Origin of the sequence: Methylophaga thalassica (genome assembly GCF_030159795.1) — a bacterium.
In the GTDB taxonomy this organism is placed as follows: Bacteria; Pseudomonadota; Gammaproteobacteria; order Nitrosococcales; family Methylophagaceae; genus Methylophaga; species Methylophaga thalassica.
This window is the reverse complement of sequence record NZ_BSND01000004.1, coordinates 30952-43619: the sequence shown is the minus strand read 5'-3', so window position 1 is coordinate 43619 and position 12668 is coordinate 30952. Positions and strand designations below refer to the sequence as shown.

Annotated in this window: 9 protein-coding genes; 8 read left to right on the top strand and 1 reads right to left on the bottom strand. The window is 42.2% G+C overall.

What is annotated here, in order from left to right; translation table 11 throughout:
- Position 1 precedes the first annotated feature (1 nt).
- Positions 2-880: a 4-hydroxy-tetrahydrodipicolinate synthase gene (gene dapA, locus QQL60_RS05095; RefSeq protein ID WP_007145178.1), complete on the bottom strand. Its 879-nt coding sequence runs from the start codon at positions 878-880 to the stop codon at positions 2-4.
- Between the two features lie 119 nt (positions 881-999).
- On the opposite strand from dapA, the gene QQL60_RS05090 reads away from it, so the two are divergent.
- The 8 genes from QQL60_RS05090 (at position 1000) to QQL60_RS05055 (ending at position 12662) form a co-directional block, all read left to right on the top strand.
- A complete protein-coding gene (locus QQL60_RS05090) occupies positions 1000-1467 on the top strand; it encodes a peroxiredoxin (RefSeq protein WP_284722642.1) in 468 nt (155 codons plus the stop codon).
- Positions 1468-1657: 190 nt separating this feature from the next.
- Positions 1658-3805, top strand: a complete 2148-nt coding sequence (locus QQL60_RS05085) for a methyl-accepting chemotaxis protein (protein WP_284722641.1) — start codon at positions 1658-1660, stop codon at positions 3803-3805.
- A gap of 87 nt (positions 3806-3892) precedes the next feature.
- Positions 3893-4420, top strand: a complete 528-nt coding sequence (locus QQL60_RS05080; protein WP_284722640.1) for a hypothetical protein — start codon at positions 3893-3895, stop codon at positions 4418-4420.
- Between the two features lie 351 nt (positions 4421-4771).
- Positions 4772-7675, top strand: a complete 2904-nt coding sequence (locus QQL60_RS05075; protein ID WP_040576223.1) for a ribonucleoside-diphosphate reductase subunit alpha — start codon at positions 4772-4774, stop codon at positions 7673-7675.
- Entirely contained in the window at positions 7675-8841 is a 1167-nt protein-coding gene (locus QQL60_RS05070) for a ribonucleotide-diphosphate reductase subunit beta (protein WP_007145184.1), read from the top strand. Before QQL60_RS05075 ends, QQL60_RS05070 begins: the two co-directional genes overlap by 1 nt.
- Before the next feature lie 119 nt (positions 8842-8960).
- Complete coding sequence (locus tag QQL60_RS05065; RefSeq protein ID WP_284722639.1) at positions 8961-9611, top strand: TnsA endonuclease N-terminal domain-containing protein; 651 nt, start codon at positions 8961-8963, stop codon at positions 9609-9611.
- Complete coding sequence (locus tag QQL60_RS05060; RefSeq protein WP_284722638.1) at positions 9608-11635, top strand: Mu transposase C-terminal domain-containing protein; 2028 nt, start codon at positions 9608-9610, stop codon at positions 11633-11635. The genes QQL60_RS05065 and QQL60_RS05060 overlap by 4 nt, the downstream gene beginning before the upstream one ends.
- The gene (locus QQL60_RS05055) at positions 11589-12662 is read left to right on the top strand and encodes a TniB family NTP-binding protein (protein WP_284722637.1); all 1074 of its coding nucleotides are present in this window, start codon (positions 11589-11591) and stop codon (positions 12660-12662) included. The genes QQL60_RS05060 and QQL60_RS05055 overlap by 47 nt, the downstream gene beginning before the upstream one ends.
- Positions 12663-12668: the final 6 nt, after the last annotated feature.

Genomic DNA, 12668 nt, shown 5'->3' with positions numbered 1-12668 from the left:
TTTAGTTTAGAACACCGGCAGTGTTCAATGCATCACGCACAGATTGATGATAATTCTCAGACAATACCGTCATTGGCAGACGAATGCCACTAGAAATAAGTCTCATTTCGTTCAAAGCCCACTTAACAGGTATGGGGTTTGATTCTACAAATAAGAACTGGTGTAGTGCGACTAACTTTAAATTGATTTCGCGTGCCAGCGTCTCATCACCAGCAAGAGCAGCCTGACACATTTCATGCATCAGTTTCGGTGCGACATTTGCGGTAACAGAAATGACACCCTGGCCTCCTGCGAGAATAAAATCGACAGTATTGGCATCTTCACCGGTATAAAGTTCAAATCCTTCTCGTGATAATTGTTTAATTTGTTGAACACGAGATACATCACCAGTGGCTTCTTTGATACCGATGATATTGGACAGTTCAGAAAGCCTTCCGACCGTTTCTGGTAAGAGATCAGACGCTGTGCGACCTGGAACGTTATAGAGAATTTGTGGAATGTTGACGGCTTCAGCAATAGCTTTGAAATGGAGATACATCCCCTGCTGAGTCGGTTTATTGTAATAAGGTGCGACCAGCAATACAGCGTCAACACCCAGATCTTTTGCAGATTGAGTCAGTTCGATAGCTTCTGACGTGGAGTTAGCACCTGTACCCGCAATAACAGGAATACGACCATTAACTTGTTCTACCACCAGACGAATCACGTCGCAGTGTTCTTCTACGCTCAAGGTTGCAGATTCACCGGTCGTACCGACAGCGACAATGGCATCTGTGCCCTGGCTGATATGAAACTCGACCAGCTTTCGCAGGCTGTCAACATCCAAGGCACCATCTGCCTGCATGGGTGTGACAAGAGCTACCATACTGCCGCTAAACATATTTAAATGACTCCGAAAAAATAACAGGCATGGTACTTTGCCTGCCTGTTGATGACAAGATCAGACTGAATTGTGTAAGGTACTTTGCTTTCTAAATCTTTTCAAACAGGACGACTAAGATGACACAAGTACGATTAGGTGAAGCTGTCCCAGACTTTACGCTGCCAAGCACAGGCGATAAAACATTCCAACTTTCAGCGCTCAAAGGTAAACGTGTTTTGATCTATTTTTATCCAAAGGATAATACGCCCGGTTGTACACTTGAAGGTCAAAACTTCCGCGATAATATCGACTTTTTCAATGAGCATAACACGGTCATTTTTGGTATTTCACGTGACAGCCTTCGTATGCATGAAAATTTCAAAACTAAGCAGGCATTTCCTTTTGACTTACTGTCTGACGCTGATGAAGAAGCCTGCCAGTTATTTGATGTGATCAAACTTAAAAAACTCTACGGGAAAGAACATCTGGGCATTGTCCGCAGTACGTTCTTAATCGATGAAAATGGTGTACTTCAACAAGAGTGGCGAAATGTGAAGGTCAAAGATCATTTTGATGAAGTAAAACAAGCAATACTTGACCTATAGATACCGGATACAGGCTTGGCCATGTTACAACCATGACCGTGCCCATAATGGAACATCTATCTTTATCATCCGCACTAAATTTGTGCACTTTTTGTCAATACCACTTTGTAGGTATACAAAAATAGATAGTCTTGGCGATTGGTCTGCTTTTTGCCTATCGCAGTGTTAAACAACACTGTTAGGGGTAACAATGAGTCAATTACGAAGTACTTCCATGAATCTTAGCCACAAAGAAAAAACGTGGCTACCGTGGTTTGGACCAACAGGGAAACTGGCTATGTCCTGGTCGTGTCGTCTTAATCGACACAACTATGCCGCTGTCGAAAAAACATTTGAGGGAATCGCCGCTACCCGAGTAAAAATTCTTCAGCAATGGGTAGAAAATCAATGGAATCAAATGTCGTTCTTAGCTGAACAGCTAGCGGGTTCTTATCCAGAGCTACAAGCATCGCTGTTGGACGATCGGCTCAAGGCTGCGCCAGATTTCTCTGAATTATTTATCATTGATACCTCTGGCAAGGTCACTCACTCAACGTACAGCTCGCACGTCAATAAAGCAGACCTATCGAGTAAAGCGGTGCAGCATGGACTATCCGCACCGTTCCTTCACGGCCCTTATGTCGACAAATTAACCCTAGAAATTGGTCCTTCAAGCTCTAAGTTCCATGATGAAGTTACACTGATGTTCTACCAACCATTGATTGTGGAAGGTGAGAGCCTCGGAGCCATATGTGGCCGTGTGCCAAATGATGTGTTAGGTGATCTTATCCAGCGTGAAGCAGGTCATATCTATACCGAATCAGGTGACAACTATATTTTTATGGTCGAATCGCGGTTCGATCCTACTTTGCAACAGGGCATAGCCCTCTCCCGCTCTCGTTTTGAAGATAATACGTTTTCACATGGCGAAAACCTGAAAAGCGGTATTCATACAGCTTTTGGTGTCGTAAAAATTCAACACCATACCGAGTTTGAAATACGCTTTACCGATCCGGCAACCAACGAGCTTCATCCAGGTGTACGTGAGACCATTCGCAACGGCGAAAACCTATTTGTCACCTATCCTGGTTACTCAGATTACCGGCACATCCCTGTTATTGGTAAAGGTGTCACCTTCCAATTAAAAGGTTCGCCAGATCGTTGGGGCATGATGTGTGAAGGTGATCTTGAGGAAGTTTACCGACGACGTTCAGTCAATGTCAGTTTAATGAAAGGCTTTGTCTGGTCAATGTCACTACTGCTGGGTACCAATATGGCATTACATGCTTTCACCCAATTGCCTGTAGTAGCTGTCAATGCTTTATCGATTGTCATGATTGCTGTGATAGCCATGATGTATAAGAAATTGACGACCAATCCACTGGCCAACCGCCTTGACCAAATGACCCACGTTATTCAGACGATTGCCGAGGGTGAAGGTAACTTGGCACAGCGACTTGATAACACGAAATTTGTTAACGACGAAACGGGTGATATGGGACGTTGGATAAACAGCTTTATTGATAATCTGGATGGCATTGTTGGTCAAGTCATCAAAACCAGTACGAATGTCCGACGCACGAATGAAGCTATGCTCGAAACAAACCGGGAAGCGTTTCATGTTTCTAATGAAGTCGCTAGTGCAATAGAAAGAATGTTGCAGCTGCTGGAAGATCAAATCCGTGACATTGGCAATGCATCAAACACAGCAGAAGCAATGAAGCAAGCGATGGACGAAGTTGTTCAAGAGGCCAGACTGCAATATGAGTCGGTACGAAGTGGTACACAGGAAATTCGTGATGTGGTGGAAACATCAGCTAAAGCGGTTCAATCCCTACATAATCGTACCGCAGAAATCGGCAATATTATTGGCGTCATCACTGAAATTACCAATCAAACCAATTTGCTCGCACTAAATGCGGCTATTGAAGCTGCCAGAGCCGGTGATCATGGTAGAGGTTTCTCAGTGGTGGCAGATGAAGTCCGTAACCTAGCACAAAGAACAGCAACATCGGCTGATGAGATTCAACAAATGATTGAAACTATTCAGTCTGAAACGCTGGAAGCGTATAAATTTATGGAGTCAGGTGTGGAAAATGTGGACCGCAGCCTGAAGAAAACGGAAGAAGCCTCTTCTGAAAATACACAATTACATCAGTTAGTTGAACAAATGTTCTCCACCATTAAACAACTTGATCAGAATAGTCAGTTGCACGGCGCCACTGCACGGGACGTTGGACACTCGGCAAGCTTGATGACACAAGCCATTGATGCCTTGCAGCATCGCTCTGTTATGGTAAAAAACACTGCCCAAAAGCTCAGCCAACTGGTTGGCGTTTTCAGTGTCAGCACTCAGTAAATTTTCAGAAAATATAAGCAGATAGGGATATCTGCTTTATTCCTATTGTCACCTACTCTGTGTTTAGCCAGAAAAGGAGACTGCTCTATGGACATGCACATCAATCAAGAAAGTAAACCAAGTAAACTCGCTGCTGTATTTGATGATGAACAGAAAGCCATCGATGCCAAGCAAACCCTCGTCAATGTCGGTCACTTCAAACAGCAAGATATCGAAGTAATACAACCAAAAGACCGTAATACCAGTAAAAAAATTGAATCCGAACCCAAAGCTATCGCACGCTTTATTACACGTTCTCATTTTATTTTTGGTGGTGTTGGCTTGCTAGTCGGGCTAGTCATTGCCAGTGCGATGGTAGTATCCGGACCGATGATGACTCAGTCGAGTCCACTCCATACCTATATAGCATTAGCCGTAGTGGGTACATTTGTTGGCCTGTTGTTTGCTGGATTACTGTCGCTACGTCCGGATCATGATCCGCTAATTAACGATACCGTGACCGCAAGCCGCCATAATTTATGGACACTCATTGTGCAGACCGATGGTCGCAAAAATCTGAAGAAAGCACATCAACTTATGAACCCGACGGCTGTCTCTGTCACAGAAACATTCTAGTTCTTAAGTGCTTAGCGAAAAGTCTTCTGGTGCTGGTTGAACAAAACAATCAGCACCAGTATGATGCCCGTCCCCCTGGGACCAGACACAACAAAATCTGCCTTTTTTTCAGTAATAAAAAAAGTTTTTTCAGGCACCAAAAAGTTACAAAAGCTGTGATCCCGCATAGGCGCTGACTTAGCTCTAAGCACACAGTAAGTTATCCACAAAAAGTGCACAAATTATGTGCAAAATCTCCACTTGCCAAGCCTTCAAAAACACACTATCTTGTGGTTCAATCATTTCGAAACCACAACCTCTAGTGGTTTTGTGTTTTTTGATTATTTCAACATTATTGCAGGGATTTTCATTATGGCGAGCGAAACAGCACAACCCATTTATACCTCATCACAATCCGAAAGCGGATACAGCGTTATCCGTCGAAACGGTAAAGTCACCGAATTTGATAGCAGCAAAATTGCTGTCGCTATCACCAAAGCTTTTTTAGCGGTTGAAGGTGACTCAGCAAAAGACAGTCGTCGTATTCATGACACAGTGGCAAAACTGACCAGACAAGTCACTGACAATCTTTTACGTCGTATTGATGATGGTGGCACCGTTCACATTGAAGATATTCAAGATCAAGTTGAATTAGCTTTAATGCGTGAAGGTGAATATAAAGTTGCTCGCTCTTACGTTGTTTATCGTGAAAAACAAGCAGAAAAACGTGCTGAAGAAGAAAAGAAACATCCACAGCCTGCCAATGAATCTCCCCTGCATGTCATAGCAGCTGATGGCAGTCGTCACCCGCTAGACATCGATCGCTTACACAACCTCATTACCGAAGCATGTGAAGGTCTGGCAGAAGTTAACCGTGATGCCATTTTACGTGACACCCAACGTAACCTGTTTGACGGCGTTAAAGAGGCCGACGTCGAAAAAGCACTGGTGATGTCAGCACGTACCTTTATCGAAAAAGATCCTGCCTACAGCACTCTGGCCGCTCGCCTGCTGATGGATGGTATTCGTCGTGAAGCATTAAGTTTTGTCTACAAAACACCTAAACAAGCCTCTCAGAATGAAATGGGCGATTTGTACGCTGACTACTTCAAAACTTATATCTCAACAGCCATTGAAAAAGAACTGATTGACTCAGAACTGGGCTTATTTGATTTAGACCGTCTGGGTAATGCATTAAAACCAGAACTGGACTTCGAGTTCACTTATCTGGGTCTGCAAACGCTGTATGACCGTTACTTCATTCACTTTGATGGTACACGCTTCGAATTACCACAAGCCTTCTATATGCGTGTAGCAATGGGCTTGGCTATCAACGAATTAAACCGTGAAGAACGTGCTATCGAGTTCTATAACCTGTTATCAAGCTTCGACTTCATGAGCTCGACGCCTACCCTGTTCAACTCAGGCACACTGCGCCCACAATTATCTTCTTGCTACCTGACCACCGTACCTGATGATCTGAGCGGTATTTATAACGCGATGCGTGATAATGCCCTGTTATCAAAATATGCCGGTGGTCTGGGTAATGACTGGACCCGTGTTCGTGGTTTGGGCGCTCATATCAAAGGCACCAATGGTAAATCACAAGGTGTTGTGCCTTTCCTGAAAGTCGCTAACGATACTGCCGTTGCCGTTAACCAAGGTGGTAAACGTAAAGGCGCTGTTTGTGCGTATTTAGAAACATGGCACATCGACGTTGAAGAATTCTTAGACTTACGTAAAAACACCGGTGATGACCGTCGTCGTACACACGACATGAATACAGCTAACTGGATTCCAGACTTATTCATGAAACGTGTGGCTGAAGAAGGTCAATGGACCCTGTTCTCTCCAGAAGAAGTTGAAGACTTACATGACTTAACCGGTCTTGATTTTGAAAGAGCCTATGAAGCCTACGAAGAAAAAGCGGCTCGTGGTGATATTCGTAACTTCAAACAACTGCCTGCCACAGACTTATGGCGCAAAATGTTAGGTATGCTGTTCGAAACAGGTCACCCTTGGATTACTTTTAAAGATCCATGTAACCTGCGTAGCCCACAGCAGCATGTTGGTGTAGTTCACAGCTCAAACCTGTGTACAGAAATCACCCTGAACACATCAGATAAAGAAATCGCTGTATGTAACTTAGGTAGTGTCAATATGGTGAAACATATTGATGAAAACGGTAAGCTGGACAAAGAAAAGCTGCAAAAAACCGTTCGTACCGCGATGCGTATGTTAGATAACGTTATTGAGTACAACTACTACAGCGTACCGCAAGCACGTCACTCAAACTTACAACACCGCCCTGTTGGTTTAGGTCTGATGGGCTTCCAGGATGCACTGTACAAACTGCGCATTCCTTATAGCTCAGATGAAGCCGTTCAATTTGCTGATGAATCAATGGAAGCGATCAGCTACTACGCGATTGAAGCTTCTTCTGATTTGGCTGCAGAACGTGGTAAATACCAAACCTACGAAGGTAGCTTATGGAGCAAAGGTATTCTGCCCATCGATTCAATCAAATTATTGAAAGAAGCACGTGGCGAATATCTGCAACAAGACGAAAGCAAAACCATGGACTGGGACATGCTGCGTGACAAGATCAAACGTCAAGGCATGCGTAACTCAAACACCATGGCGATTGCCCCAACAGCGACGATTTCAAACATCTGTGGTGTCAGCCAATCGATTGAGCCGACCTATCAGAACCTGTTCGTGAAATCGAACCTGTCAGGTGAGTTCACGGTTATCAACCCATACATGGTTGAAGATCTGAAAGCACGTAACCTGTGGGATGATGTGATGATTAACGATCTGAAATACTTCGACGGTAGCCTGCAAGGTATCGACCGTATTCCAGCCGAGTTGAAATCACTCTACACCACGGCATTTGAAATGGATGCACGCTGGTTAATTGAAGCCGCATCACGCCGCCAGAAATGGCTGGATCAAGCTCAAAGCCTTAACTTATATATGGCTGAACCATCAGGTAAGAAGATGGACAACCTCTATAAACTGGCTTGGGTTCGTGGCTTGAAAACCACCTATTACCTCCGCTCTATGGGGGCAACAGGTGCAGAGAAAACCAGCACAGCACCGACTACAGCAACAGAAGCGCCTGCACCAAGCAAGCCTAAACCTGTTGCTGCCGCGAGCACGCCAGCGCCGGTTGCCAGCTCGTCATCAAGCATAGACGATTTAGTTCTAGGTGAAGGTATGGAAGCGCCAAAAGCGTGTTCAATTTTAGAACCAGATTGTGAGGCATGTCAGTAATGTTGAATTGGGATGATCCATTCTCAGCACCGATAGCCGGTACTGCGGAAGCAAAAAAACAAAGCGAAGAAAAAGCAGCAGCACAACCTGCTGCTCCAGCCGCTAACGATCTCAGCGAAGCCCCGGCTTCTGCTGAGATCAAAAAAATGCCATTAATGAACGCCAAACCCGTCAATGCTGACGACAAACGCGTTATCAATGGTGAAGCCGATATTAACCAGTTAGCACCGTTCAAATACCCATGGGCATGGAACTACTTCCTCAATGCCAACAAGAATCACTGGACACCGCTGGATATCAACATGGCGCAAGACGTTCATGACTATCGTCATAAACTGACGCTGGAAGAACGCCATGTCTATGAAAACGTGCTGTCATACCTGACCACCTCAGACATCTTGGCGATGCGTAATATCGGTCTGGCCGTAATGGAAAAAATGACCGCGCCTGAACTGCAAATCTATCAGGCTCGCCAAGTGTATGAAGAAGCATTGCACACATGGACATACCAGCACTGTATCGAAACCATTGGTCTAGATCAGTCAGAAATCTACAACCGCTACCGTGTTGTGCCAGAGATTTACCAAAAAATTAAACTGGCCAATGACCGTTTAAACACCGTCATGCGTAGTGATATTGATCTGCATGACCGTGACGAACTCGAAAACTTTGTCATGTCATATGCGTTCTTCGCTGGCATCTTCGAAGGTTCATGGTTCTACAACGGCTTCAGCCCGATCTTTGCTCTACAACGTCGTGGTCTGATGAAAGGCACCGCCGAACAGCTGCAATACATCATGCGTGATGAAGTTATGCACGCCTCTTTCGGTATTCGCGTCTGTAAGCAAATCATGAAAGAAGAAAACGTCACGCTGGACCCGAAAAAAGTCCAACAGATGTTTGAAGAAGCCGATGCTGCTGAAGAGACTTATGCTGGCTACATCCTGCGTGACCCAATTTTAGGTTACTCAAAAGAAGTGCATCACGGCCAGTTCCGTTACACAGCCAACCGTCGTGCGAAACAGCTAGGCTTTGAAGAACCCTTCCCCGGTGCCGAAGCCACCCTGCCCTGGCTTGATGAACAAGCTAACATGCGGAAAGAAAAGAACTTTTTTGAGACAAAAGTGACAGAGTACCAAACAGGCGGAGGCCTTAAATGGGACTGATTATTTAATAAATGTAGTTACGACCATAACTTCAAAAAAAACGACCATAACTTGATAAAAACTTGCCCTCGTATTCACAGTTGCTGTAATCTGCAACTTGATGCGAGGGAGTGTTATTTATGGCAACACCAGCGAGATCGATACACAAAATAGGACGTCGACGTGTAATTGGTAGTTTTGCTAGTGCCAAAATGCGGGAAATGGTTGAATGGGAATCTCAAATTGAACGAGATTTTCTATACCATCTAGAGTTTGACCACGATGTGATACGTTATGTGTCTCAGCCCATCAAATTCAGGTTCAGCCAGGACAACAAGTACCACTATCATTATCCCGACTTTGAAATCTTCCGCCATTCGACTCCCAAACGAAAGTTCATTGAAATAAAACCGTATCACATCACTCTAAAACCCGAGTTCATAGAAAAAACAGAAGCTATAAAAGCGAAAATGTTTTCAGACGGTTTTGATTATGCAGTGATTACCGATAATGAAATAAGAATAGAACCGATACTCAGTAATCTAAAACTACTGTACCGATATAAACTTCATGAATATAGCCAGGCAAATGTCAGTAAGCTCGTTCATGCTCTTCAAGGCAGCGGTCTCATCTCATTAACTTTTTCAGAACTCGAAAAAATTGCACAAGAATTTTCCCTAGAATTAATAGACTGCTATTCCTGTATAGCAAATAAAGTTTTTGACTTTGATATTAAAGTACCTCTCACAGAGAATACTTTATTGATAGTTGCAGACAGGAAACTGAGATGAACACATTCACCCTCTCAAAAGGTGTTCATCTCCGCTATGAGGGGGATATTTATAAAATATCTACTGTACTGAATCAAAACACATTTGAATTAACTCGATTAATTGATAATCACACGCTGAATTTAGACAGGTTGGATTTACTGTCAGCGTATACAAATGGTGATGTTGAATTTCTTGACGAGGATGAAATAAATCTACGCACGCCTACTCATCAAAAAGCAATTGATATAGATTTTACATCCTATACTGAACCAGAGAAAAAGCGCGCTTTAAATAGGCTAGCTTATATTCAAGCAATTGAAGAATCCAAAATTAAGCCTAGTTTATATAAAGATAAAAGCAAACTTTTAGAGTATGTAACGAAAAAGATACAAGATAAAAATCCTCCTAAATCTTTGGCTACCATATACAAATGGCGTAAAACTTATGAAGAGTCAGGAAGGAATATAATCTCTTTAATAGGTAAAACGAGAAACCGGGGTAATAGAACGACCAGATTTAATGAATCAACTGAAAATCAGATTCATCGTGCGATTGAGTATTACCTTACTCCGGAAAGACCTAGCATAAGAAAGGCCTACCAACGCTTACAATATTTGGCATGGGAAAATGACTCTAAAACAAACAAGATTACATCATTACCTAGTTATGATGCTTTTCGAAAAAGAATTCACCAAATTGATCAGCATTTAGTCATTAGTAAGCGCTTCAGTAAACGTGTTGCTGACATGAAATTTAAGCCTTATAAAAAAGGGTTAGTTGCAACACGCCCCTTAGAGTTAACTGAAATTGATCATACACCCGTAGATCTCATGGTAGTGGATGAAGTCTCACGACTACCACTAGGTCGTCCGACACTAACTACCATAATTGATAAGTTCTCTAGAATGCCAACTGGTTTCTATTTCAGCTTCACACCACCCAGCACACTTAGCATTATTGAATGTCTCAGGCATGCAATTCTTCCGAAAACAAATCTACAAACGCTCTATCCATCACACGATATATCATGGCCTGCTCATGGAATACCTGAAACTATTATTGTAGATAATGGCAAGGAGTTTTTGAGTAGTGACTTTACAGAAATCGCTAGCTCACTCGGGATAAGCATTATTCGAAGCCCAGTAAGGACGCCAACTTACAAAGGAGCTGTAGAGAGATTTTTCAGAACTTTCTCTGAAAGCTTACTCAAAGATGTACCGGGAAAAACTTTCAGCAATATTTTTGAAAAGGATGAATATGATCCGAAAAAGCATGCTGTAGTTAGCTTGAATAAGCTTGTAGAGATGACTCACTTGTGGATTGAGCAATTTATCCACACGGTTAATAGATCTATTAATACAACCCCTATACGAATGTGGGAGTTGGGTATATCAAAGCATCCAGTGCTAATGCCTAAAAATATGGATGTGTTAAAAATATCACTTGGCAGAACGTTATCTCGAAAGATTCAGCATTATGGTATTGATTTTGAGAGTCTTAAATATAACTCTGTCGAATTATCAATGATTCGCAGAAAACATAAAGGCAGTGTGACAATCAAATTTAATCCGGAAGACATTAGCGAAATTTATGTCCTTACACCTGATACAAAACAATTCATCACTGTCCCATGTACTGATTTGCCATACGCATATAAAACACTCTTCCAGCATCAACTAATTAAGAAAGTACTGAGAAAAGATAATAAAAAATTAGACATCGACAATCTTATGCGTGCTGAAAAGCAAATTATTCAGATCATTGAAAGTGAGAAAATTCTAACTAAGAAAACACACCGTGCATCAAAGCAAGCAAGATATAAAAATGTCAGTCAACAAACCAATCAAGTGCAAGGTATACCAATTAAAGAAATTGAGTCGCTGTCTTTAGATAAACACACAATTTTCAAGGATGATGGTTTCGATCCATACGTGACAGAGCAAGGTAATAACCCTCTTGAAAATGACGATGATGACTTAGACAGCATATATGCTGATGACCCAGATTGGCATGCTGATTATTCAAGAAATGACCAATCCTAAGGAGAACAAGACAGTGGACGTTGAACATTTGTCTAAAGAAGATCGATTAAGGCTATTAAACAGTATTTATGTTGCTCATCCTGACGCTGAAAAAATTTTGAAAAAGATTGAACGTTGTCATGAAAGTAGAACTATATCTAGTGAACCCAGATCTATGTCTTTGACTGGAGAGACGGGCTCAGGAAAGACAACATTAATCGAACAATACATGCTGAGACATCCTACATTGGAAACAGCAAAGACAACTACCATACCTATATTTAAAAGCATTATTCAACCCAATACGAGCATTCGCGACTTTATTATCAGCGTGCTCAAATCATTGGTATCCAGAGTGTCAAATCAACGTGAGGATGATGTTAGCGATGAGCTATTGAAAGGAAGCCTGCCAGCAATAAGAAAAAGACTATATAAGTACATTGCAGTTGCTGAAGTTAAGCTCATCATCTTAGATGAGTTTCAACATCTGATTTCGAGTAAGAGTAAAAAAGTGCTCAATGATATTGCTGATACTATTAAAACCATCATAAATGAAACAAAAGTACCTGTAATACTCGTTGGCACTACCAAGGCAAATGAAGTATTTGTAGAAAACCCCGAGATGGCTAGACGTATCTCCGAAAAAATACGATTGAAGCCATTCTCTATTAGTTCAGAAGAGGAACTAAAAACTTATCGTAAATTTTTGGCACATATTGATAAGTCACTACCTTTTATAAAGTTGAGCAATCTCGCTCAATTAGAAATGTCTATAAGATTTTTTGCCGCCTCAAATGGCTATATTGATGACACAATGCGAATCATCCAAGACGCTGGGTATTCTGCTATTCATGCAAATAACGATGCTATAAACCTTGAGGATTTAGCAGATGCTTTTGAAAATAATCCAGGCCAAAATCAACAAGCAGAAGGAAATCCTTTTATTGCTAGCTACGATGAACTTAAAAAATGGGCTTGTATTGAAAATGCTCAGATGGGCATTCCTCATAAGCCGTCCAGCCTTCGTAAAACAAGTGATATTTTTTAGGTAATA